This window comes from Virgibacillus salexigens (assembly GCF_000723585.1).
Classification (GTDB): Bacteria; Bacillota; Bacilli; order Bacillales; family Amphibacillaceae; genus Virgibacillus; species Virgibacillus salexigens.
This window is the reverse complement of the sequence record NZ_CCDP010000003.1, coordinates 184,650-210,826: the sequence shown is the minus strand read 5'-3', so window position 1 is coordinate 210,826 and position 26,177 is coordinate 184,650. Positions and strand designations below refer to the sequence as shown.

General features: G+C 37.5%; 21 protein-coding genes and 1 pseudogene. 10 read left to right on the top strand and 12 right to left on the bottom strand.

Annotated features, from left to right (window positions below):
• Positions 1–12: 12 nt before the first annotated feature.
• Positions 13–666, bottom strand: a complete 654-nt coding sequence (locus BN990_RS19255; protein ID WP_038246419.1) for a GntR family transcriptional regulator — start codon at positions 664–666, stop codon at positions 13–15.
• 206 nt (positions 667–872) lie between these two features.
• Between BN990_RS19255 and BN990_RS19250 the strand changes: the two genes are divergently transcribed.
• Entirely contained in the window at positions 873–1,847 is a 975-nt protein-coding gene (locus BN990_RS19250; protein ID WP_038246417.1) for a 2-hydroxyacid dehydrogenase, read from the top strand.
• Between the two features lie 116 nt (positions 1,848–1,963).
• On the opposite strand, the gene BN990_RS19245 is transcribed toward BN990_RS19250, so the two are convergent.
• A complete protein-coding gene (locus BN990_RS19245) occupies positions 1,964–3,151 on the bottom strand; it encodes a M24 family metallopeptidase (RefSeq protein WP_021290780.1) in 1,188 nt (395 codons plus the stop codon).
• A gap of 587 nt (positions 3,152–3,738) precedes the next feature.
• Between BN990_RS19245 and BN990_RS19240 the strand changes: the two genes are divergently transcribed.
• The gene (locus tag BN990_RS19240; protein ID WP_038246415.1) at positions 3,739–5,091 is read left to right on the top strand and encodes an aspartate aminotransferase family protein; all 1,353 of its coding nucleotides are present in this window, start codon (positions 3,739–3,741) and stop codon (positions 5,089–5,091) included.
• A gap of 28 nt (positions 5,092–5,119) precedes the next feature.
• Here the strand turns inward: BN990_RS19240 and BN990_RS19235 are convergent, their stop codons facing one another.
• The 7 genes from BN990_RS19235 to BN990_RS19210 form a co-directional block, all read right to left on the bottom strand.
• Positions 5,120–5,305, bottom strand: a complete 186-nt coding sequence (locus BN990_RS19235) for a hypothetical protein (RefSeq protein ID WP_038246413.1) — start codon at positions 5,303–5,305, stop codon at positions 5,120–5,122.
• A 126-nt stretch (positions 5,306–5,431) separates the two neighbouring features.
• Entirely contained in the window at positions 5,432–6,955 is a 1,524-nt protein-coding gene (locus BN990_RS19230; RefSeq protein ID WP_021290782.1) for an AbgT family transporter, read from the bottom strand.
• Positions 6,956–7,234: 279 nt separating this feature from the next.
• Entirely contained in the window at positions 7,235–8,731 is a 1,497-nt protein-coding gene (locus BN990_RS19225; protein WP_038246409.1) for an amidase, read from the bottom strand.
• A 61-nt stretch (positions 8,732–8,792) separates the two neighbouring features.
• Positions 8,793–8,966 (bottom strand): hypothetical protein, encoded by a 174-nt coding sequence (locus BN990_RS22740; RefSeq protein ID WP_158295258.1) that lies wholly within the window; start codon positions 8,964–8,966, stop codon positions 8,793–8,795.
• Between the two features lies 1 nt (position 8,967).
• Positions 8,968–10,161 (bottom strand): Ger(x)C family spore germination protein, encoded by a 1,194-nt coding sequence (locus BN990_RS19220; protein ID WP_038246406.1) that lies wholly within the window; start codon positions 10,159–10,161, stop codon positions 8,968–8,970.
• Positions 10,148–11,257 carry a GerAB/ArcD/ProY family transporter gene (locus tag BN990_RS19215; RefSeq protein WP_021290786.1) on the bottom strand — a complete coding sequence of 370 codons (1,110 nt, stop codon included), beginning with the start codon at positions 11,255–11,257 and terminating at the stop codon, positions 10,148–10,150. Before BN990_RS19215 ends, BN990_RS19220 begins: the two co-directional genes overlap by 14 nt.
• Complete coding sequence (locus BN990_RS19210) at positions 11,254–12,816, bottom strand: spore germination protein (RefSeq protein WP_038246402.1); 1,563 nt, start codon at positions 12,814–12,816, stop codon at positions 11,254–11,256. Before BN990_RS19210 ends, BN990_RS19215 begins: the two co-directional genes overlap by 4 nt.
• Before the next feature lie 163 nt (positions 12,817–12,979).
• Here BN990_RS19210 and BN990_RS19205 point away from each other — a divergent pair, with 163 nt between their 5' ends.
• From BN990_RS19205 to opp4C, 7 genes are all read left to right on the top strand, one after another.
• The gene (locus BN990_RS19205; RefSeq protein WP_038246400.1) at positions 12,980–13,972 is read left to right on the top strand and encodes a DUF3231 family protein; all 993 of its coding nucleotides are present in this window, start codon (positions 12,980–12,982) and stop codon (positions 13,970–13,972) included.
• Positions 13,973–13,980: 8 nt separating this feature from the next.
• Positions 13,981–14,478, top strand: coding sequence for a hypothetical protein (locus BN990_RS19200; RefSeq protein WP_038246397.1), 498 nt, complete (start codon positions 13,981–13,983; stop codon positions 14,476–14,478).
• A gap of 181 nt (positions 14,479–14,659) precedes the next feature.
• Positions 14,660–15,631, top strand: coding sequence for an ABC transporter ATP-binding protein (locus BN990_RS19195; RefSeq protein ID WP_038246394.1), 972 nt, complete (start codon positions 14,660–14,662; stop codon positions 15,629–15,631).
• A 14-nt stretch (positions 15,632–15,645) separates the two neighbouring features.
• A complete protein-coding gene (locus BN990_RS19190) occupies positions 15,646–16,683 on the top strand; it encodes an ABC transporter ATP-binding protein (RefSeq protein ID WP_081856185.1) in 1,038 nt (345 codons plus the stop codon).
• Positions 16,684–16,773: 90 nt separating this feature from the next.
• Positions 16,774–18,561 carry a peptide-binding protein gene (locus tag BN990_RS19185; RefSeq protein WP_420340856.1) on the top strand — a complete coding sequence of 596 codons (1,788 nt, stop codon included), beginning with the start codon at positions 16,774–16,776 and terminating at the stop codon, positions 18,559–18,561.
• A gap of 108 nt (positions 18,562–18,669) precedes the next feature.
• Positions 18,670–19,638, top strand: a complete 969-nt coding sequence (locus BN990_RS19180; protein WP_021290793.1) for an ABC transporter permease — start codon at positions 18,670–18,672, stop codon at positions 19,636–19,638.
• Positions 19,639–19,648: 10 nt separating this feature from the next.
• On the top strand, positions 19,649–20,572 hold the full coding sequence (opp4C, locus tag BN990_RS19175; protein ID WP_021290794.1) for an oligopeptide ABC transporter permease: 924 nt from the start codon (positions 19,649–19,651) through the stop codon (positions 20,570–20,572).
• A 43-nt stretch (positions 20,573–20,615) separates the two neighbouring features.
• Here opp4C and BN990_RS19170 read toward each other — a convergent pair whose 3' ends face one another.
• A complete protein-coding gene (locus tag BN990_RS19170; protein WP_038246384.1) occupies positions 20,616–22,304 on the bottom strand; it encodes a methyl-accepting chemotaxis protein in 1,689 nt (562 codons plus the stop codon).
• A 193-nt stretch (positions 22,305–22,497) separates the two neighbouring features.
• On the opposite strand from BN990_RS19170, the gene BN990_RS21635 reads away from it, so the two are divergent.
• Positions 22,498–23,085, top strand: coding sequence for a TetR/AcrR family transcriptional regulator (locus BN990_RS21635; protein WP_051739318.1), 588 nt, complete (start codon positions 22,498–22,500; stop codon positions 23,083–23,085).
• A 33-nt stretch (positions 23,086–23,118) separates the two neighbouring features.
• Here the strand turns inward: BN990_RS21635 and BN990_RS19160 are convergent, their stop codons facing one another.
• Positions 23,119–23,865, bottom strand: a complete 747-nt coding sequence (locus BN990_RS19160; RefSeq protein WP_038246382.1) for an SDR family NAD(P)-dependent oxidoreductase — start codon at positions 23,863–23,865, stop codon at positions 23,119–23,121.
• Positions 23,866–24,028: 163 nt separating this feature from the next.
• Positions 24,029–25,991, bottom strand: a pseudogene (locus tag BN990_RS23425) (catalase).
• Positions 25,992–26,177 lie beyond the last annotated feature (186 nt).

Here is a 26,177-nt window from a genome sequence, read left to right as displayed (position 1 = left end):
CTTTATCCCGGTTTAGCTATTCCTTAATAGCTTATCTTCTACATATTTGATATGCTGCTCCACTTGTTTTTGTACGATTGCAGCATCCCTTTGAAGTAAAGCTTCATATAAAGCTTTATGCTCCTTATAATAGGATTGAGGACTAGAATAATATTGATCTAAATGTGCCATATATACTCTAATTTGAACGGCAATGGATTCATATATTTTAATAATTCGAGAATTCCCACATCTATTAATTACATATTGGTGAAATTGTAAATCTAGACCAAACAATTGGTCCCAATTTCCATTGTTTGCTTGTATTTCCATTTCGTCGATAATAGCAGACAATTCAATGAAATGCTTTTTATCCAGGTGATCTAAAGCTTTTATAAAAGCTTTTGTTTCAATCATCAAACGTAATTCCGTCATTTCATCTAAATCCACATTCGTAAATTTGGAAACGAACGTCCCTTTTCTATTCTTATTCATTACTAATTCTTCTTGCTCTAAAATTTTCAAAGCCTCTCGTATTGTGCTGCGGCTCACATCAAAACGCTCAGCAATGTCGGCTTCAATCAAACGTTCGCCAAATTCAATCTTTCGAATCAGGATATCCTTTTTTAATTGTTCTGCGATTAATTCTCCTAAAGATTTCTTTAACAATACGCCATTTTCATCCATGAATATAACCCCTTTGTAAAGCGCTATTAAGATTTTGTCGACTGTCGACTTCTAACTATAGGTTCATTCTAGAAGGTAATATTTTTATTGTCAATGAAATATGAATTATCAAATATTTCTATTCGCAGCTTGACTTCTTCCTATTATCAGTCTATGTTGAAAATACATTTTTATGGATAAGGAATATAGATTGGGGGAAACCTTTGATGAACATTCTGGCCTTTCAGCGTGTTGAAAAACCGGTACTTGACCAGTTAAAACAAAATCATACCGTCCGTTTCTTTAAAAACGTGGACACAACAAAAGATCCTGAATTTCTAAGCTTTCTAAACAAAACTGATGGGATTATTGGACTTGACCTAAATGTTGACCAACCATTAATTAACCAAGCACCAAATTTAAAAATTGTCAGCAATGTCTCGGTTGGTTACAACAATTTAGACATAGAAACCTTAACCAAAAGAAATATAATGGCAACAAATACACCTGGTATTTTAACGGATACCGTTGCTGATATGGTGTTTGGGTTGATTCTATCCACCGCAAGAAGACTTCCTGAGCTTGATCACTATGTAAAATCTGGCAATTGGATAGAATCATTAGACAGCACCCATTATGGAACCGATGTACATCATAAAACGGTTGGTATTATAGGCATGGGAAGAATCGGCCTTGCCATTGCCCAAAGAGCACATCATGGCTTCGATATGAAGGTTATTTATCATAGTCGAACAAAAAAACCAGAAGCTGAGGAAAGATTTCAAGCAAGATATGCTAGCCTCGACGAATTATTAAGGGAATCTGATTTTGTTTGTTTAATAACCCCATTAACGAAGGAAACAGAACGATTAATTGGCAAACGAGAGTTTAGCTTAATGAAAAATTCAGCAATCTTTATTAATGGGTCACGTGGAAGAACTGTCGTAGAAGAAGATCTCATTCAAGCTTTAAATCATAAAGAAATAGCGGGTGCTGGACTGGATGTATTTGAAAATGAGCCCATTCAGTTGGATAATCCATTACTACAGATGAAAAATGTGGTTACACTCCCACATATCGGATCTTCTACACTTGAAACAGAACTTGCTATGTCAACACTAGCTGCCAAAAACTTACAAACAGGTTTAGAGGGAAAAAAACCACCTAACTTAATTAATTCTGCTGTTTGGGATAACAAGTAACTAAATTCGGAGGATAAAGGCAGATGAATCAAGTTCTGCCTTTATCCTTTTTGAGCAACTTTACCCAATTTGTGCCTATTGTTATGACCTCTATTAAGCTTTTCCTTAATTGTTATTCATGCTAACCGGATATTTGGCTTAACTAGTAATTCTCGTGGAAATTCAGCCAATACCTCACAACCCTTTTCAGTTACACGGAAAGATTCACTTATTTCCACTCCCATATGATCAAGCCAGATCCCAGGTATCATATGAAAAGTCATATTCTCTTGTAACACTGTTTTATCACCCGCTCTTAAGCTAGCTGTATGTTCTCCCCAATCAGGCGGATAATTTAATCCCATGGAATACCCTAACCTGGAATCTTTTTTAATGCCACTTCTTTCAACTGTTTTTCTCCACACCGCTTCAACTTCTTCACAAGTAATCCCTGGCTTAATTGCATCTAGCGTATAATTAATTCCTTCTACAACGACATCAGCAATATATTGGATATTCTCATCAGGTATACCTAGAAAAATGGTTCTCGCAAGTGGCGAATGGTATCGTTTATAACAGCCAGATAGTTCAATAATTACAGGATCTCCTTGGACAAACGGATCATCTGTCCAAGTTAAATGACATGCAGATGTTTTATCCCCTGTCGGTAACAAGGGAACAATCGCTGGATAATCTCCACCAAAATTATCTGTTCCCCGAATCTGTGCATGGGCAATTGCAGCAGCAGCATCTGATTGTTTTACACCGGGTTCAATCGATTCAAATGCTGCTGTCATCGCGCCCTCCGCAATTTTGGCAGCATTCTTAATAAACGCAATCTCTTGTTCAGATTTTATAATCCTTATCCAGTTTACTAAATTCGTGCCGTCTTTAAAGATGGCGTTGGGCAAATTATCTTTCAATTTAATAAAATTTTGTGCAGTGAAATAATAAGCATCGAATTCAGCGGCTATGGTTTGATTATCATATTTTTTTGCTTTTATAAAGTCACTAACAAACTCCATAGGGTGCTTATCGGATGATTGTATATAATCATCTGTATATGGGTAGATATGATCCTTATCCAACCATGATGTATGCATAGCAGCACTTGCATCCTGTCCCCTACCTATCCAATATGGTTGATCCTCATCTAAGAAGACAATGAGCACCTGATGTACATAAAAGGACCAAGCATCATATCCACTTAAATAATTCATATTCGCAGGATCAGTAATAAGCAAAACGTCGATACCCTCTTTTGCCATACGGTGTTTTGTTTTTACCAACCTATCATAAAATTCTGAAACAGAAAAAAACACCATACAAACCCCTCCATTCATAGGTTGAAATTGTACCTTCACTTACATTCACCCATCAATTTAAACAATGAATCAATACAAAGCATAATTCGATATAAAAAAGCACTAACTCCCTTTTCTCCAATTAGATATAGATACGAATCATACTACTATTAATGTATGGAGGAAGTGATTAGTGCTTCAATTATTCATCGTCGATTGTCGGCATTAAAATAACTATATTTCACTTGAAGATGAAAGTAAATAACTTCGTAATATAATCTAACATGTTTAATCGTATTATATGTTCGACAACAAAAAAAGATGAAATAATCAGTCAAAATGGGCATAATCGTAATTTTACTGATTATTTCCTATAGTATATCAACCATTAAGTTAAGGCGTCTAGATTATTTTTACTTTTTTCTAAATATATTGACTTGTCAAATAAAATGTGTTTCTATAATTAGTAACTGATCTGTTTTGTCGACAAACGACATACTTTCTAGGTGAATAAGCAGATATTGTTCATGAACATCCATTATTGCACATAAACTCATCGAAGATAGGAATTCAAGAAATAATCGCTCATATGGGAAAGGAGATTTTATATGGATACTAAAGTGGAGAAGAAAGCGCTACTTGAAAAAGATGAGAAATACCTTTGGCATGCCATGAAAAAATATAACCCTGAAGGTACCATGATTAGTACACATGCAGATGGTGTGTGGGTAACGGATATTGAAGGGAATAAATATTTAGATGCACAAGCTGGCTTATGGTGCGTAAATGTTGGTTATGGCAGAGATGAGTTAGCTGATGTATGTGCGGAGCAATTAAAGCAAATGCCCTATTACCCTTTAACTCAAAGTCACATTCCAGGTATACAGCTAAGCGAAAAACTTAATCAATGGTTAGAAGATGATTATGTTATTTTTTATTCAAATAGCGGTTCAGAGGCAAATGAGACAGCGTTTAAAATTGCGAGGCAATATTACCAACAGGCAAACCAACCGAATCGTTATAAGTTTGTCTCACGTTATCGTTCCTATCATGGTAGTTCATTAGCAACGCTAGCTGCCGGGGGCCAAAATCAAAGAGCTTATAAATATGAACCACTAGCATCAGGGTTTGTACACATTTCCCCACCAGACTGTTATCGAAGCCCCTTCCCACAAGACACTATGGCATGTTGTCTGCATGCAGCTGATGAACTAGATCGCACTCTGACTTGGGAAATTAGTGATACGGTTGCAGGATTTATTATGGAGCCAATTATCACAGGCGGTGGTGTACTTGTCCCACATGATAATTATATGAAACGTGTACGGGAAATTTGTGATAAACATGGTGTCTTATTAATTGCAGATGAAGTTATTAACGGTTTCGGCAGGACTGGAAAACCCTTTGGATTTATGCATTATGATGTCAAACCAGATATCATTACAATGGCTAAGGGATTAACTAGTGGATATATGCCGTTAGCAGCTACTGCTGTAAAACGGGAAATTTACGAAGAATTTACAGCATCAGCAACTCCCTACGACCACTTTCGTCATGTAAATACATTTGGTGGTAGTCCGGCAGCCTGCGCAGTAGCAATCAGAAACTTAGAAATTATGGAAGAAGAACAACTGATTTCTAATTCCAAACAACTAGGAGTATATTTGTTGGAAGAATTACAAGATCTGCTTCAGCATCCACATGTAGGAGATATACGAGGAAAAGGGTTATTAGCAGGAATTGAACTAGTCAAAGATAAACAAACAAAAGAGCCGATTGAAGAGAAGTTGGCTGCTCAAGTCGTAAACGAGTGTAAGCAAAAAGGAGTTATCATTGGCAAAACCAGCGATACGGTTGATGGTTATAATAATATTATTACGATGTCACCCCCGCTCTCGATTACTAAAGCTGAAATAAGTCATTTAACATCGGTTCTAAAAGAAGCAATTATAAAACTATAAGAAAAATCAAGAAGTGCCATTGGTCTAACTAAGACTCTCCTTCACCTAACTCACCTTGGGTAGGTGAAGGAAAACCTTCGTCATGTTCTGGCAGGCAGCCGTCATTAATGCTTGTTCGCGGAGTTTTCAGTGATAAGGAAGAAATGGCTGTAGTGGTCAATCTTCCGAGTAAGTGGTCTTCAGGAACAAGTTCTTCAATCGTCATCATTTTCATTTTGTCGGTCTTTTCTTGATTGAAACAAAATCATCACCGCCTTTAGGAATTCTACCTTAAGAATAGTAAAAGAAAAAAATGGAATTACAGCAAAAAAGCATCATCCGAGCGGATGATGCTTTTTTCTTATTCATATAGGATTGGAGCTCCAGGACCAAGTTCGATCCCTAATAACATCCATACAATTAGCATGATTGTCCAGCCAACTAAGAAGAACATCGAATAAGGGATCATCGTTGATACAAGCGTTCCTATTCCCATTTTTTTATCGTATTTCTGTGCAAAGGCAATAATAATCGCAAAATATGTCATTAATGGAGATATAATATTTGTTGAAGAATCTGCAATACGATATGCCATTTGAGTTAATTCCGGAGAGTATCCTAATTGCATCATTATTGGTACAAAGACTGGCGCCATCATAGCCCATTTCGCTGAAGCACTTCCAATAAATATATTGATAAATGCAGCGATAATAATAAATACAAGAACTAATGGAATACCTGTTAGGTTAATACTTTGCAAGAACTCTGCACCATAAACTCCTAACACTAAGCCCATATTTGATTCATTAAAGTAAGCCACAAATTGACCGGCTGTAAATGCTAGTACAATAAACATCCCCATGGATGCCATGGTATCTGATAATTGATTAGCTACATCCTTATCATTTTTAATAGCTTTCGTAACCATTCCATATGCTAGTCCTGGGATAAAGAATAGAATAGCGATAATTGGTACTAATGAATCCATAAATGGTGAGTCAATGATTGGTTGATCACCAGTACCACGCATTGGTGCACCTTCAGGTAAGATTAACAATGCGGCCAAAATAAGCCCAACAACTACAGAAATACCTGACCAAATTAAGCCTTTCTTCTCTATAGCCGTTAAATTCTCAACTTTTTCACGGTATTCCCCTTTATATTCACCTAATCGAGGCTCTACTATTTTCTCAGTCACCCATGTACCAATTAACGTCAAGATAAAGACAGAGACAATAATAAACCAATAGTTCATCGCAATGCTCATACCTTCAGCATAAGCAGGATCGATGACAGCAGCTCCTGCTATTGTCAATTCTCCCAATAATGCATCAGTACCAGAAAGTAATAAGTTTGCACTAAATCCACCCGAAACACCTGCAAATGCAGCTGCTAGACCAGCTAAGGGGTGACGGCCGACTGCTGCGAATAATAAGGCCCCAAGTGGAGGTAACACAACATATCCTGCATCAGAAGCTACACTGGACATAATCCCAGCAAATACTAACCCTAACGTAATAAAACGTTTTGGTACGGATAATACGAAACCTCTTAAAAGGGCACTAATTAATCCCGAACGTTCTGCTATCCCGATACCAAGCATCGTAACAAGAACTACTCCTAAAGGAGCAAATCCGATAAAGTTATCTGTCATGCTAGAAAATATATATTGGATCCCCTCGGCATTTAATAAGTTTTTAATTTCAACCATTTCTCCCTCTTCACCTGGATGTTCAACACTGATTCCAAGTTGTGAGAGACCTGCAGATAATAGCAATACAATTAATGCTAATATTGCGAATAATGTGACGGGATGTGGTAATTTATTTCCAACTACTTCAATCCCATCCAATGATCTTTGGAATAGACCTTTTTTCTTCCCCATGTATCTTTCTCCTTCCTTGTTGTATTAAATGAGTAATATTCTGAAAATAATGCTAAATTGTAAGCGCATGTCACTCATTATATAATGCTTATCCATTTATGGAAATAGAAAGTAAATAAGTAAAAATAATGATATTTTTCTTAAGATTTATCCTAGTTAAAAAATAATATTGATTTTTTTAACAGATAAAAGGCGAGAATTTGCTGTATAACTGGTTCGAAAACAAATTGTCGCCTTTTGATATAAGTGATATTTGATTATAATATGGTATAAATTGGTTTATTTAAAATAGGGATTACCTGTCATTCCGATCCATAAGTCAGATTGTTCCACTTGGTATGCAAATTGTAATAATCGATGCTCTTCCCCTTTTCCAGCCACCACTTGCACACCAATTGGCATCCCCTCTTCAGATACATGAATGGGTAAAGACATTGCTGGTTGTCCAGTCAAATTTGCCAGCTGTGTAAATGGCGTATACGTTAAACTCGGCAAAAACATTTCATAAATTAGTTCTTGTTGTTCCCTTTTTTTAGCAGCTTCCATTTGACTTATCCATTTCTCCTGTTCTGCTTCATTCCAAGATAACTCTCCCACTTTGGGTGCTGTAAATGCAGAAGCAGGAGTAATAAAAAAATCATATGTCTGATGAAATCGTGCCATTTGCTCTGCTACACTATCCCATGAAGCAATACTTTGTGAGAACTCTGCTGCAGATACAGCTTGTCCAGCATAATTTAGCAGCCAGGTTTCCAGTTCTACATCGTCTTTCGTTATTTGGCGACCAATCAGATGTTGTAAATTGGTTAACAATGAAGCTATTTCTCCACTATTCATTAGATAGTAATTTCGCATGAGTTGCTTACCATCAATAGCTGCTTCCGTTTCTTCAACGATATGACCTTCTTCGGCAAGCCACTTTACCAATTTATCAACAGCCCATTTAGCATCTTTTGATACTGGCGTATCTACTGGTGATGTCTTGGTAAAGGCAATACGTAATGGTTTAGATAAAGAATTTTGCATATAGTTTTTATATTCTTCTAGAAATAATTGGGCTTGGAATGCTGCTTCCGGTTGAGATGTTTGTAATACATCTAGCATCGCTGCACTATCTCGCACCGTTCTAGATAAAACAAAATCAATTGCCGCTCCATGCCACTGCCTACCCACACCTGGACCAACAGGAGTTCTTCCCCTTGTCGGCTTCAAACCAAAGAGCCCCGTAAATGATGCAGGTATTCGAATGGAACCTCCACCATCACTTGCCCCTGCCAGCGGAACAATACCTGACGCAATAGCTGCAGCAGATCCACCACTCGATCCACCTGGTGAATACGTTAGATTCCAAGGGTTTTTAGTTGCTCCGTGTATTTCTGGCTCCGTTATGTTTTTTAATCCAAACTCAGGCGTATTCGTATGACCAATGAATTGATATCCTGCATCGCAGAATGCTGTTGTAAAATGAGAATTTTCCTTGGCAACCGTATGCTCTAAGAGTTTAGACCCTGAGGTAATTCTTTCACCAGCTAGACGTTGCGAGATATTTTTAAGCAAAACAGGTACTCCTGCAAAAGGACGATCAATGGATACACCTTCTTTAGATTCTATAAGCGCCTTCTCTTTTCGCGTATTCACAACTGCATTTAAGCTAGGATTTACGTTTTCTAATTGTTGGATGCTAAATGCTACGAGTTCTGTTGGAGTTGTTTCTCTTTTTCTAATTTTTTCAGCTAAAGCCGTGGCATCACATTTTAAATAATCATGAACGTTCATATTTACACCTCATACCCGATCATTTGCCATTAGTGTATCATTGAATCGTAATACGTACCAACTACCTTCCCTTATTTTTATAATTTTTAGCCCCATCTTTTTTCTTCCAAGACGGATCGCCTAACTTATGAAGCTTCATATTGATAAAAGTAACCATTAATGGGATGACAAAAGCAAATGCCATATATACAAATGTTTTAAAATCCGGCAGATAGTTCGTCCATTCTCGCCACACATTATTCAACTCCAGTCGTTTTTACTTTATCTGAGGAACCAATGATATGAATTTTAGCCTTAGCTGATATATTAATATTTGCTTGAGAGAAATAATTTTCTCCGGATTCCCAATCATCTTTTACCGTATTCCAAAAATCATAATGACGTTGATGAAGGGTATGACCAATTCCAATTGCATCCAGCTTCAAGTCATCTTGCATTTTATCCTTCGTTCCTTTTGCTAATTCTTCTACTTTAGTCGAAAGCCCCTCTTCTATTTCTTTGATATAAGATGCGTTAAAGACGCTTCTTTTCCCAAATCGTTCCGCTAGATTGGCTTCAATGTTAATATCAATATTCACATCAATATCATCTTTTGCTTTTGGATTGACTTTCATATCTCTAGTAACCTGCGTTAATTCAACGGTAGCCGTTTCCCCACCGGCTTTGATTTCTAGTGCTCCTTCCGAACTATCCTCTGTTAAAAAACCATATCCTTTTGTTTCTGGCTCGGATAACGAATCAATCATCTGATTCGTACTTCCCTCAAATACTGCCGCACCTTTATACTGAAGCATCTTATTCGCAATATGGATTTCTGGGAGAACGTAACTTAACTTACTTAATAGTAATTCCTGTACATCACCAATATGAACGGGCTTTAGTGAACCAGCATTTTTATAATTGTTTTCCATTAATGCATCAATATATAATGCAGGAATATTTTCATTATCCGGCTTTATATCCAAAGCTTTTTTCGCTTCCCCTTCAACGATTACTAATCGTATACCTCTTCGCATCTCATGATCTCGAATGAAAATATCTAAAATATCCCCAAACAGCTTTGGCTCTTTCACAATATCTTTTGATATTACTAAAACCTTCAGATGTTGATAAAACGGTACTTGACTAGTAAGCGTTGCAAGTTCACGATTAATTTCAAAAATACTTTCACCTGTGGCAGAGATATTCATATATGCCTTCTGACCTCCGCTTCCCCTTCCTTGAGTTGGCGCCCCTAACCCAGAAGGTACGACAAACTGTCCAGTAAACATTAACTTATAGTTGCCATTGGCTTTTTTTTCGACGAGATCGATAGCAGCACCAACGGCAAATCCACGATCTTCGATTTCTACCCGATCCCAACAGCCGCTTAGTAAAACCACCATAGAAAAACTAAGGAAAAAGAGGAAAATCAGCTTATGCTTTGGCATTTGTTTTCCTCCTTTTTATCGTTGAAATAATGTACAGACCTATCGTTACGAAGAAGGTTACCGAAATGCCGTAATAGCTAACAAATTCACCAAAACGGACAACCGCTATTAGATCCTGAGGGAACATCCCCATTAAATAGACGATTGGTGTCAAAACAAGGATAAGTTGTATTTTTTTCCATTTAAAAATGGACTCAAATGCAAAGACAGAAACATCAAAAGCCATCACCATCGTATTAAAAATCGACATAATCCAAATTACAAAAAAGATCGAGTCAAAGCGTTCAAAAAATCCACCAGGTATTTCTATCTCTTTTGCCAATTCAATAATCGGATAGCTAAGATTTGCTGTAGCTAAATTACCAAATACCCCTATACACATAAGGTAGATAACGATGTACAACCCCGGTACGATAGACATACCAAGGGCTGCCATTTTTGGTACTTTTTTTGGTTTTCGGACGAGACATGTATAAAACAAGATAATACCTGAACCTATGAACGAGAAGGAACTTGATTTAAAGGAGGACAGATATCCTGAAAAATCTGTTTTAAATACTGGTAAATAATTCTTCGGATCGAACCAGGCAATCGCAAAGAGTCCAACTGCTCCTGTAATAAAAATGATAATTGGAAAGAACATCATATTTAATCGGAATAAACCTGCTCGTGATCCAGAAATTGCATAAACGACCACTAATAGAAAACTAAGCGCGATTACCTCTACGGGAGTGCGATCAAACAAGTATTCTTTTGCAATATCTGCAATTACCCGCATCACATATGCGCCAAGAATCAATCCATGAACAGCTAATAAAAAAGTCAGAATAACTGCAATTGGTTTGGTAACTAAAGAGCCTGCATATTCTACAAACGTCTGATTCGGATAACTAGAAGCAAGTTTCGCTATCAACCAGGCTAAGCCAATAAAAAGAATTCCAGAAATCGCCAACGTGATCCAGCCATCTGAAGATACAGTATCCTTAGCGATGAATCTTGGCAAAGAAAGAATCCCTACACCAATCGTAATGGAGGGAACAGCAATCATTAACTCTTTATCACTAATTGTCTCATCACCGTATTCAAACCACTTCACACCTGTTTTCCCTCCCTGTCACCAGCTTTATTATCTTCTGGTTGCAAATACTTTGGACGACGGTTCAACATTGGAACTGGAACGCGCAATAACAAGTCGTTCCAATCCTTGAAAAAGGTTGGAGCAAATGGAGCAGAATAAGGAACTCCAAAGCTTTTCAAGTTGACAATATGAATGTTTACCATAATATAAGCTAGAATGATCCCATATAATCCTAAAAATGCCGCGGCAAGCATAAAGCCAAACCGAATTAACCGAAAGGATATCGCCACACTGTATTGAGGAATGGTAAAGGATGCCACTGCCGTTAGTGCTACTACAATGACCATAACTGGACTTACTATACCAGCTGAAACGGCTGCTTCGCCAATTACTAAACCGCCAACAATCCCAATAGTTTGGCCAATGGTTTTTGGCAGCCTGGCCCCTGCCTCTCGTAGTAATTCCATCGTTGTCGCCATTAATAATGCTTCAATAAACGCCGGGAATGGCACCCCCTGCCTCGTCGCTGCAATGGAGAAGGCTAATTGGGAAGGAATCATACCCTGATGATACGAAACTAAAGCAATATATAAAGCCGGTAAAAACATCGTAAGAAATGCCGCTAAGTATCGCAGCCCTCTTAATAACGTCCCAATTAACCAGCGCTCATAATAATCCTCTGGAGACTGAAATGTCCCGCCTATTGTTGCAGGAGCAATCAGTACAAATGGTGTTCCATCTAAAATGATGGCAAACTTCCCTTGCGTCAGCGCCGAAGCGGCCTTATCTGGCCTTTCACTATTTTCTATTTGTGGAAAAGGCGAGAGAAAACTATCTTCAATCCATTGTTCAATAAACCCAGATTCCGGTGCATCATCTGTATCAATTGCTTCCAGTCTACGATTCACTTCTTTCAAGATGTCTGGGTGAATGATACCTGAAATATAAGCAACAACTAGTTTTTTCTTTGATCTCCTTCCAATTTCATGGGTTTTAAAATGTAAATTGGGATCACGAAGTTGTCTGCGGATCATCACCATATTCGTACGAAGGTTTTCAACAAATCCTTCTCTTGGACCACGGATTAACGATTCTGAAACAGGCTCTTCAATGGATCGGCTTTCCCATTTCTTTGTATCCAATAATAAAACTCGGTCAACCCCGTCTAATAAAAATACGGATCCGCCAGATAATAGAGATAGTGATAGTTCATCCATTGTATCGACATTTTGTATTCCTGTTATACTGATAAGTTCTTCATGAATTAGCGCAAGGAGATTTGAATTCTCTTCTTCTGCTAATTGATCCTTTCTTTCGATAACTTCTAAGTTTTTTAATACATTTTCTTCAATCGTAGTAGTGTCACTGAGACCATCTATGTAGACAATTGCACAAGTGTGCTCATTAATATGAAACTCCCTAATAACCAAGTCGTTAGGAGAATCAAGCATTGTTCGTATATCGTTTAAGTTTTCACTTAAATCTTTCTTTAAATTCCGCGAGAAATTTTCATTGTTTTTATGAATTGCTTGTTCTTTTTGGTTCTTCTTTTTATTTTTAAATAGGCGCCGAGCCAAGAGGATCACATCCTACTTTTGAATTCTTCTTCCCCTTTTTTTGCCCTATATGGATAATTTTTATACACATCATGGTTTTCTATGTAAAACTGTATAAGAATTGAAATTCCGAAAAAACTAGAAAGAAGTATAAAAGATCCATGGATGGAAAGGAGTAATACATTTGAGCAATAATTTTTCAGCAGCAGATATTTCACCTTTGTGGACGTCCTACCAATATGACACCGTATCGAAATGTGGGTTACACTTTTTCTTAAATCATGTAGACGATCCAGATATTAAACAGATTCTTGAGCAGACATTAGCTTTAGTGGAAGAGCATATCGAACATATTAAAGAATTATTTCATCGTGCAAATCATCCTCTTCCACATGCATTTACAACCGAGGATGTTAATGTTCAAGCTCCACGCCTATTTTCTGACCAGCTATATTTAAAATACGTTTATAACATGACGGATTTTATGATGAATTCCTATGGCTTGGGGTTAACTGTTTCCGACCGTGAAGATGTTATTAGCTATTATTCGACCAATATCGAAGCAGCAAATAAATTAAATAAACAGGCAAAAAAGTTAGAGAAACAAAAAGGATTATATATAGGAAGTCCACAAATCCCAAAACAAACCAAAATTGAATTTATTAATAAACAAAATTTTATTAATGGTTGGATAGGCGAACGCAGACCACTACTTGGAGTCGAGATTACAAACTTGGTATTCCATGCCAAAAGAAATGCAATTGGTCATGCGTTAATTACGGGATTTAGTCAGGTGGCAGCCTCAAAAGAAGTAAGAAAGTTTTTTGAAAGAGGGAGAGATATTTCTGGAAAGCACTTCGAAATCTTTACTTCGATCTTACATGAAGAATTCTTATCTGAATCAGCCTTATTATTAACATCTGAAGTTACAGATTCCACCGTGGCACCTTTTTCTGATCGATTAATGATGACATTTGTGTCTAACCTCATTGCTTCTAGTATGGGGCAATACGGTGTAGCTCTATCGTCAAGCCCAAGACATGACCTAAGCGTCCATTATTCAAGACTAATCGCCGAAGTAGGAAAGTATGCAAATGAGGGGAATAAGATTTTGATAAATAATGGATGGCTTGAACAACCTCCAATGGCTGCTGATCGAAGAGATCTGGCAAAATAGGATCATCTATGCAGAAGTCAAAACTACCAAAGAAAAGCAGAAAATTAGAGGTTCTCTTATGGAGTATTGCATTGCCAGGCTTTGGTCAATTACTTAATCAAAAATATGTTAAGGGCTTAGTATTAATAGGGTTAGAATTTATCATTAATATTATGGGAAATTTTAATCGTTTAATTATGTTAAGTTTTCAATTTAAAATTGATGAGGCTATTGAAGCTACCAACTATTTATGGCTCATGTTCTATCCTTGTTTATATTTTTTCGGAATTTGGGATGCTTATAAAGATGCTGGAGGCGGAGAAAAACCCTTTTCCTACTTGCCGTTAGTATTTTCCGCCTATTTTGTAACGGTTGGTTTAATGTTTTCTACAAAGTTAACATTGTTCGGATACTTAATTGGGCCGGTATGGCTACCAATTCTCTTTTTACCAATCGGGTTAAGTATTGGTGCTTGCATTCAGTGGATTCTTTTAAAAATTTATAATAAAGATGTGGAAAAAACATAAAAACTCTCGAGAAATAGCAATAAAACTCGAGAGTTTTTACATTATCAAAGAAAAAAATATTGGCCAAATATTTTATTTTTTAAAAATTCTTTTTTAAATAACTATTGAAATAATTCGTATTTATTATATAATTTACCTAATCATTAGTACATATTACTTACAATACGTTGAGGTGAAATCAATGACTCAAAAGCCATTATTAGAAGTAGAGGGATTAAAGACCTACTTTTATTTGGACAATGACTTAGTTGCTAAAGCTGTTGATGGCGTTGACTTTTCCATAGCACCAGGAGAAACATTAGCAATTGTCGGGGAATCTGGAAGTGGCAAAAGTATTACTTCCCTCTCCATCATGCAATTGATAAATAAACCGGGGAGAATCATAGAAGGTACCATTCATCTTCATAATGAAAACTTGTTAACTAAATCCGGTAAACAGATGACCAAAATTCGTGGAAATGATATTGCTATGATATTTCAAGAACCAATGACTGCGCTAAATCCGGTGTACACCATTGGAAATCAAATTATTGAAACCTTAAGAAAACATAAGAAATACACGAAACAAGTAGCTAGGGAAAAAGCGATCGAGTTATTAAAGCTGGTTGGTTTTCCACGCGCAGAACAGATTATTAATGAATATCCCCATCAATTATCTGGAGGCATGCGACAGCGAGCAATGATCGCCATGGCGATATCATGTGAACCAAAACTACTAATAGCAGATGAGCCTTCTACTGCACTGGATGTCACCATACAAGCACAAATTTTAGACTTATTACAAGAAATGAAAGAAAGGCTAGATATGTCGATTCTCTTAATTACGCATGATTTAGGTGTCGTAGCCGAATATGCAGATCGTGTGCTCGTTATGTATGGCGGTCAAGTAGTTGAAGAAACATCGGTAGAAAATCTATTTGAACATACGAAACATCCATATACAAATGGTTTATTAGATAGTCTTCCAAGCTTAGAAAAAGAGGTTAAAAGATTGGGAGCAATTAGAGGTACCGTTCCACCAGCCCATAGCTTTCCCAAGGGATGCCGGTTTTCAGATCGCTGTCCACATGTAATGGATCAATGTTACGGATCAAATCCCGATTTGCTATCTATTGAACCTAACCATAAGGTTCGCTGTTATCTTTATGACTAAGGGGGAAGAAAACAATGGCATTGGAACAGCAATTAACCAATAACGAAACAAGTCAGTTACATAATCAAAATCAAGGGAATGAAATCCTTGTTGAAGCAAAGAATATCAAAAAATATTTTCCAATAAAAGGCGGCATTCTAAAACATACTGTTGGTCATGTTAAAGCAGTAGATGATGTATCATTATCGATAAAACAAGGGGAAACACTCGGACTTGTTGGGGAATCTGGTTCTGGAAAATCCACATTGGGAAGAGTGATCCTTCGTCTATTAGAACCAACAGAAGGAGAAATTATATTTGATAAAGAGGATATCTCTCATTTAAGTAATCGTAAACTACGAAACTACCGAAAAAATATGCAAATCGTCTTTCAAGATCCGTTTGCTTCTCTCAATTCCAAAATGAGCGTTGGAGAATTAATTGAGGAGCCCTTGCTCGTCCAATCCTCTGCAACAAAACCAGAACGGAAACAAAAATGTATCGATTTATTAGAAAAAGTTGGCTTACGTGCAAGTGATCGAACAAAATATCCGCATGAGTTTTCTGGCGGGCAACGGCAGCGAATTAGTATTGCACGAGCCTTGGCATTAAATCCTAAGTTTATCATCTGTGATGAACCAGTTTCTGCATTGGATGTTTCCATTCAGGCACAAGTGTTAAACTTAATGGCTGATCTACAGGATGAATTTAACCTTACTTACCTCTTTATTGCGCATGACTTAAGTGTCGTAAAACATATTAGTGACCGGGTCGCGGTAATGTACCTTGGTCGCATTGCAGAAATCGCACCGAAGAAACCTCTCTACGATAATCCGCTTCACCCTTACACTAAAGCATTACTTTCGTCTGTTCCTTCAACTGATGTGAAACACCGTCGCGAAAAAATTCATTTAACTGGAGATCTTCCAAGTCCTGCTGATCCTCCATCAGGTTGCGCATTTCGAACACGCTGTATACATGCTCACGAAAAATGTGCACTTGAAAGGCCTGAATTAACAGATATAGGAGATGGGCATTATGTTGCTTGTCATTTATATGATCAAGGAAGATAAACCCATCGCTTCATTACGTATTGGGGGTGATGAATAAAAGATATGTAGTGGTTTTGAGCTATATCCAAAAAGATAAGGGGGATTGTAATGATGAAAAAGAATTGGTTATTCGTATTAGCACTCGTATTAACGTTTGGGATTGTCTTAGCTGCTTGCAGTGAAGGATCTTCTGGAGACCAGCCAAATGAGTCAGAAGCAGAAGGTTCAGATGAAGGTGAGGATGAAGCAGCAAGTGGCGAGCCGCAAATGGGTGGAACGTTGACAGGAGCAATGGATACTGCACCTGCTGGAGTATTTAACCCTATATTTTATGAGGAAGCATATGAAGATAATATTCTATCCTTTACACATGAGAGCTTACTAAGCCAGAACAAACAATTGGAATTCGAACCTAATTTGGCGAAAGAATGGGAAATTAATGAAGACCAAACCGAGATTACACTTACACTTGAAGAAGGTGTGACTTGGCATGATGGAGAACCATTTACAGCAGAAGATGTCGTGTATACGTACAAAGCAATATCAAGTCCCGGTTATGTTGAAGCGGGTGGTATCCGAACAGATTATGTTGTCCGTTTACAAGGTTATGAAGCATTTAATAGTGGCGAAACCGATGAATTCGAAGGTGTTGTTGCTGAAGATGACCACACAGTTACGTTTAAATTCGCTGAGCCGAACGTAACCATTTTGAAAGACGTGTCTTTCCCAATTATACCTGAACATATCTTTGGAGATGTGCCGATAGCAGAAATACCCGAACATCCAGCCACGTTAAATGCTGGTGAAGTAATAGGAACAGGTCCATTTAAATTCACAGAGATGCTTGATCGTGAACAATATGTATTAGAGAAGAATGCAGACTATTGGAAGTCAGAGCCTTATTTGGATAAGATCGTTTGGCGCATTGTAGAACAATCTGTCATGTTAGGACTATTAGAAAATGGCGAAATTGACTTTATCGCTGATCCCAACGGCGTCCCTGCTGCAGACTATGAAAGTGTAGCTGGTGTCGAACATATCGAGTTAATTGAACAAACAGATTTCGGTTATCAATTAATGGGCTTTAAGGTAAATCATCGTTCAGATGCGGATGTTGAAGCAGGAAAGTTAGAACCAGAAAATTGGGAAGCAAATGAAGATATGGGTGAGCAAAAAATCCGTCAGGCTATGGCGTATGCAATTGATCGCCAAGCCATTGTTGATAACTTATTATATGGACATGGTTCTGTCATCAATGCACCAATCGCACAGCAATTCTGGGCATATGACAAGAACGCTGTTACCCAATACACCTATGATCCTGAAAAAGCAAAATCACTGCTTGACGAAGCTGGGTATGTGGATACAAATGATGATGGATTCCGCGAGACCCCAGATGGTGAAGAATGGGTTGTCAACCTTAATTACCCTACTGGTAACAAGCTTCGTGAAGACTCAGCACCAATTTTGCAGAAATTCTTAGAAGATGTTGGCATTAAAATTGAATTACGCCAACCAAAAGAAATGACCGCCTATGTAGAAGAATTAACGAATGATAATACGGATTGGGATTTATATTTATTAGGCTGGAGCCTAGGAAGCGGTGATCCAGATCCATCTGGTTTATGGGGAGCAGATGCTGCTTATAACTATTCACGTTGGAATAACGAACAATCAGAAACATTAATGCAAGAAGCAATGCAGGCTCCTGAGGCATTTGATCAAGCTTATCGTAAAGAGAAATATAGTGAATGGCAATCTGTTTTTTCTGAAGATCTTCCAGCTCTTCTATTGTATGCACAAAATAAAATTTACGGTTTTAACAAACGTTTACAAGGAGTCGACCCGATGCCTTACTCCTTTATTAATGATCCAGAGAAATGGTGGGTTACCGAATAATGTAAACAAATGGAGGAAGGAGCGTGCGCATACGCATGCTCTTTCTTTTAAAGAAAAACCAAAGCATGTTAGATGGTTAACCTGCCAAAGAATGAAAGGGGGAATAGGATGTATAAATATATTATTCGCCGAATTTTGGTATTTATCCCTATGCTATTCGCATTGACAATTATTGTCTTCGGGCTTTCTCAGCTAGCTCCAGGCGATGCTTTAACTGGGAAGTCATTAGCCGATCCAAATGTTGACCCAGAAGTGTACGAGCAGCAGCGAGAAGCTTTAGGATTAAATGATCCAATTTATGTTCAATACTGGCGCTGGATTAGTTCTGCAGCGCAGGGCGATTTTGGTGATTCATTAATTTTTAACGGCCGCACCGTAGCACAATTAATTGAGGATAGAATTGCAAATACATTATATTTAGGATTATTTTCTTTAGCCATAACCATTATCGTCGCTATCCCTATTGGCATTTATTCTGCAAGAAAACCTTATTCTCTATTGGATTATGGTGCTACTGGCTTTGGATTTCTAGGCTTGGCCATTCCAAACTTCTTCTTCGGATTAATTGCTATTTACGTTTTGTCGATTAATTTAGGGTGGTTCCCATCCCAAGGTACTTTGTCCACCCCTGGTATTACTGGATTTGAAGCATTTGTGGATCGAATCCATCATATGGTATTACCAGGAATCACACTAGGGTTAGCTGGAACAGCTACTTATATGCGATATATGCGATCTGAAGTACTTGACGTACTGGGAAGTGATTATATACGAACAGCAAGGGCAAAGGGGATGTCAGATAGTAATGTCCTCTATAAGCATACACTTCGGAATGCACTTATCCCCATCATTACCTTAATGGGATTTGAAATAGGGGTATTGTTAAGTGGAGCGGTAATTACGGAACAAGTTTTTCAATATCCTGGTCTTGGAACATTGTTCTTAAGCTCTGTAGTAAATCGTGATTTTCCGGTAGTTATGGCAATAGCTATGATTCTTGGCGTTCTCATATTAGTTGGTAATTTAATCGCTGATATCTTATATAGTATTGTCGATCCACGAATTCGATACGATTGAGGTGAATAAAATGCAATCGAACACAGAAAGTACCTTACCTACAGAACCGGAAAATTTACCAGAAACGAATGCAAAGAAACATAAAAGTCCATTACAGCTAGCTTTCCAACGGTTTATTAAAAATAAATTAGCAGTGATTAGCGTATTTGTGTTATTACTCATCATCATCACCTGTACAGCAGCCCCTTTATTCACGGATCAGGACCCTGTTGCAACAGATTTATTTCAAATTGAAAAAAGCCCTACTGACGAACATATATTAGGAACAAATGGACAGGGACAAGATAACTTTGCTCGTTTACTCTATGGTGGCCGTATTTCTCTGATTGTCGGATTTAGTGCGATGTTCTTCACATTGGCTATCGGCGTATTACTAGGATCAATTGCTGGCTATTATGGAGGCAAAGTTGATAGTGTAATTATGCGTGCAGCTGATATTATGCTTATGCTTCCTTTTCTTGTACTCGTTTTAACCATTATGGCGATTATTGGGGAAGTTACGATTGGGCTATTTGTAACAATTATCGCTATCACTTCTTGGCCTAATCTCACACGAATTATTCGGGCTACATATCTATCTTTACGTGAACAAGAATTTGTACTCGGTGCACGTGCAATTGGAGCAAGTGATTTACGTATTATATTAAAACATTTTATACCTAACGCAATTGGACCAATTATCGTGAATGCTACGTTAATGATGGCAACATATATTATTGTTGAATCTGGTCTAAGCTTTATCGGCTTCGGTATTCCCCAACCTACACCGACGTGGGGAAATATGATATCTGAAGCTCAGAATATACGTATCTTAAGAGATCATCCAGAAGCATGGATTCCACCAGGAGTTGCCATTTTAGTAACAGTGCTAGCGATTAACTTCATCGGTGATGGATTACGAGACGCCTTTGATCCAAAAAGTAATCGAAGATAACGATAATAAAGAGGGGCCCTAATAGGGAACCCTCTTTATTAGATTAAAGCTGGAACTGACGAATCAAATCGTTGAGGTCATCAGCTAATTTTGCTAATTGCTTTGAACTATCTACTACTTCTTCCATTGAACTACTAGATTGTTGTGCAGCAGCTGAGGTTTGCTCAATACCTGCGGAGGACTCCTCCGTTATGGAAGCAATTTCTTGAATGGAGTTATTCACTTGATTACTCGTCCCATACATTTCTGAAAGATTCGCTGTCATCGTTCTAATGGTATTGACCATTTCTGTTACATACAACTGAATACCATCAAACGTTTCCTGGGTCATCTTGATTTGTACATTCCCTTCTTCTACCTCTTTATAACTGCTCACCAAAGATTCAGCTACTTCACTTGAATTTCCTTGTATTTGTGAAACATTATTACTAATAACGGTGACAGAACCTGCTACCTGTTCTGCTAATTTTCTTACTTCATCCGCAACGACAGCAAACCCTTTCCCATGTTCTCCTGCTCTTGCAGCTTCTATCGCTGCATTTAAAGCCAAAAGATTTGTTTGTTCCGCCACATCTTTAATTACAGTAACAAGCTTGGAAATTTCTTGAGATTGGGTATCTAATCCTTCTACTTTGTCTACTGCATCTTTAACGATCTCGTTAATTCGCTGCATCTGTTTTGAAGATGACTTCATCATCTGGTCACCGTCTTTTGTCATGGTTAAAACCTCACCTGAAGCTTGCTCAATTAGCTTACTTTGATCATGTGTATCTTGAACCTTCGATACAAAAACTTCCATATTCGTCGCTAGATCACCTGCACTATCAGCTTGAGTTTCTGCTCCAGCAGATAATTCTTGCATCGTTGTTGCAACTTGCTCAGAACCTGCTTTTGTTTCCTTTGCTGATTCTGCCAAATAGCTGCTATGACTAGTTACTGTCTCCGAGACAGTTTGTATTCTACCTAACAGATGATTGGTATTCTGATTCATCTCATTCGTGATATGTATCAACTGACCTAACTCATCTTTTAAAATTGTAGTTAACGGCTGATGATTTAATTCCCCTTTCGCGATTTGCTTCATTCGCCGCAATACTTTTGATATTGGTGCTGTGATCAGCCGCACCGTAAACAGCTCAATACTTAAAATTGCTACCAACAATGTAACAGCAATGATAACAATATAAGTCGTCTTTCCATCACTAATAATTGCTTGACCATCTGCTGTAGCCATTTCTTCCGTTGCAGCCAGTAATTGTTCGATTCCTGTTCTAAACTGTGATTCCAAAGGCTCTACTTCTTCCGTCATCAAAAACAACGCTTCTTCTAAATTCCCATTATCATAAAGATTGAATACCTTCTCCACTGTCGCTTCCCACTGATTCTTCAAATCTACTAACGTGTTAACCTCTCCAACATTACTAAGATCTAAGATTTTGTTTTCCAATACGGAATTATTTTCCTGCATCTGATAATACTGCTCACGATACGCTTCATCCTCGTAGAGCAAAAATCCTCTAACCAGTCCAGTTTGGCTTGCTACGTTTACATTTATGTCATTGCCATATTGCACAAGTCGAAAGTCTTCGTGAATCATCTGTTCGACTTGTTGATTCGTCTTTCCTACAGAAATAAAATGATAAACTCCTAATAAACAACTTGAAATAATCACAATTGAGAAGCTAACATATAACTTATTCTTCAATCGCTTAAAATTCATTAATTTCTCCATTTATTCCCGTCCCCCCTCTTTCATCTTTTTTATGGATTAGATATTTATAATATCGGGTGATATATAAGTAAAATTGATATCTATTAGAATGAATATAATAATTTGTTGCCTACAGGAAAGAAGTTGATGAATTTACATAAAATCGATATACTTAGCTGTAATCAATTGTTTTATTTATGAGGAAGGATAATAATTGAAGAAAACAACTGGAGACGCTAGAATACGAAGAACAATGAAACAATTAAAAAAATCACTGATTTGTTTACTAAGTGAAAAACAAATCAGTGAGATAACGATAAAAGAATTATGTGACACAGCGGGTATAACCCGTCAAACATTCTATTTGCGATTTGATGATTTAGATCAATGCATTCTATATGTATCAAATATAATTCTAGAAGACCTTCGTGAAAAAATAAATGTGCAACCTCCATTAAGAGGTATGAATGGGATGGATATGACCGACCATAACATATTCATTCATTTATTCGAACATATTCTCGACAATCAAGCTTTTTATGAATCGTTGCTTGTAAATAATACAGATTCTCCCTTTGCCAAAGGATTTAAATCAGAGCTTTATCATTTTGTTAAAGAAGGGGTAACCATGGTTTCTCCTGACGAATCAAAATTATCCGCACCGAAAGAAATGATTACTGTATTTACAACAGCAGCATTTTTTGATGTGATTATTTGGTGGATAGAAAATCATTATCCTTATTCAAAACAAGAGATGGCCAAAACACTGCTTCGGTTGTCTGTAAATGGTCCATATCAATAACCCAGACGATGGATATCGTCTGGATTTTATCTATTATAATGCTGTCCAACCACCATCAATAACTAATTCTGCTCCTGTCATGAAACGAGATTCATCCGATGCCAGGAATAAAGCGCCATAAGCTACGTCTTCCGGCTTACCTAGATAAGGTAGTTGTGTGAATGTTTGATAGTATTGCATCGCATCCTTCATTGAAGGTGCGGTCATCGGCGTTTCGATAATACCTGGGTGCAGTGAATTAACGCGGATATGGTCTTTCGCATAATCTACGGCTGCTGATTTAGATAACGAACGTAACGCACCTTTTGCAGCAGTATAAGGGCTAGTCCCAGCCATTCCTACAATTCCTCCAATAGAAGAAATATTAATAACAGAACCACCACCAGCTTTCTGCATTTCCGGAATCACATATTTCATTCCAATAACACAGCCGTTTAAATTAATATCCATTACCTTGTTCCAATCCACCATTTCCATTGTAGCAATCGTATCTGGACTAGAAACACCAGCATTATTAATAAGGATATCAATCTTTCCATATGCATTGATGCTTGCTGCAATGATTTGTTTCCATTCATCTTCTGAAGTTACATTATGCTTAAAGGCAATCGCATCTCCACCATTTTCTTTAATTTCATTGACAGTCTTTTCTACAGCTTCTGTTTGTATATCTGTTGCAACGACCTTTGCTCCTTCTTCTGCAAATAATTTTGCCTCCATAGCTCCCATCCCATTTGCAGCACCGGTAATGATAGCAACTTTATTCTCTAATCGACCCATCTTGTCCTCATCCCTTTCTTGTTTTCGAACATTAGAAGTATAACATTGGATCGGTTAAATTGACAAATAATTTACTATGTGTAAATTATCAAACAAAAAAATAGCTTTCATCGAAAGCTATTTCTAGGATCAGGAGGGAGATCCTATCAATCTATCCGTTCTGTTATCCTCGTACCCAAAAACGCTGTTTTGTCATTACTTTAGTAAAGTCATTTGCAAATGGAGTTGACTCTTCTTCCACCAATACTCCTGGCTGCCCAATAATACCGAGTGGTTGTATGATAGTTGCTCCTTTATGTGTTAGCCCTATTGGTTTATAATGATTGTATGTTTCAACTACATAGGATTTGGTTTTCCAGTTAAATGTCGTTCCTTCTGCATCTCCACCTACCACGTATAATCCGTCATATAATAAAGGGGAACCAGTAAGAAAACTACCCTCTACTCTCCATTCTGTACTATTTGCCCCTCTTACTTTCCCAAGTTTTTCACTAATAATTACCGGCTGAAGTCCCATCCTTTTCCATTGATCTAATATTTGATTCGTTTTTTGCTCATCAAATCCATGAGCAATAATTACACCTATTCGCAATGTATTTGGCGAAAAGGTAGTATTAGCCATACTTACTGCTGGTGATTTTTTTGTTATGAATGACTCCTTCACTTGAGGAATTTCCAAGCCTAAATTCGTAGCTACAGAAGCAGCTAAACTACTACTAATATTTCCTAGCATATTAACCACTTGCTGTCTTACTGAGATACGATTCACCTTTCTAGTTGAAAACTAAATGCACCTGTGATATGTTCTTTCTCCACTTTTGTCATACTGTTCCAAAATAAGCGAGCTTGTAAGAAATGTTCAGAGAAACTCTTCACTGTTTTTCGAGTTTTCACCCCCTCTACAGCTGAAGGATATGTTACAAATCCTCCCTTATCCCCTGGTACAGTATAAGGTGTATTATTGGCAAGCGAATTATTATGGTAAGCTACTTGACCCTTATCAATAGTGATTCTTGCAGCCCCGTCTCGTTGATTATTATGGACCGGACAAATTGGACGGTTAATTGGCAGCTCCTTAAAATTTGTTCCTACCCGATAAAATTGAGTATCTGAATAGGAGAATAACCGTCCTTGTAATAAAGGATCATTCGCAAAGTCAATACCACGTACAATGTTACCTGGGTGTAGTGTTACTTGTTCTGTTTCCGCAAATACATTATCTACATTCCTATTTAAAACCATTTTTCCAATGCGCTGTACGGGAACGTCCTCTTCTGGCAAAATTTTTGTAGCATCCAGAATATCAAAATCAAATTTATACTCGTCTTCTTCCTCTAAGACTTGGATCCCCAATTCCCATTCCGGATAATTACCAGCTTCATCCCAAATTAATGAGTGTACACCAAGTTTTGTTTCCAATGAAATTTCACAAACCCTGACTTTCCTGCTTCATTCACAAACCGAAATGTATGAACCCCAAAACCTTCCATCATTCGAAAACTTCTTGGAATCGTCCGGTCAGACATAATCCACATCATCATATGTGCAGATTCTTGATTATTAGCAATAAAATCCCAAAACGTATCATGAGCTGTTTGACCTTGAGGAATTTCATTATGTGGTTCTGGCTTCACTGCATGTATCAGATCAGGAAACTTAATACCATCTTGAATAAAGAATACCGGGATGTTACTACCAACTAAATCAAAATTTCCTTCTTCGGTATAAAACTTGGTGGCAAATCCTCGAACATCTCGATTGGTTTCATTTACCCCTCTTGAACCCGCTACTTGAGAGAAACGAAGAAATACTGGATCTTGTAAAAACTTTGCCGATGTACGTTCTTCTTGTGATTCATATACTTGAAAATAGCCATGTGCGGCATAACCGCGGGCATGAACAACTCTTTCTGGTATTTGTTCACGATCAAAGTGAGTCATCTTTTCACGCATTACAAAGTCTTCTAGAAGTTGTGGACCACGTTCTCCTGCTTTTAATGTATTCTCATCATCGGATATCTTAACACTTCCCTCTGTTGTCATCTCTTTTCCATAATTATTTCGTACAAATTCGTTTAGTTGTTTTTGCTGTTTATTTTCATGAACCCGACTGTTCTCCCTGTTCATGATGTACAGCCTCCTCTTGTTGCCATTACAAACGTACATGATGTGTTATCCACTAAATCCTATTCATTAAAGATAAGGTTTATTCCTATTCTATGATTCCATTTATAGCGTTGGTCCGTGAGTATTTGGCATGATAAGATTAGAGAACTATTAACAACTTATTATTTGTCCTATATACTTAGTATT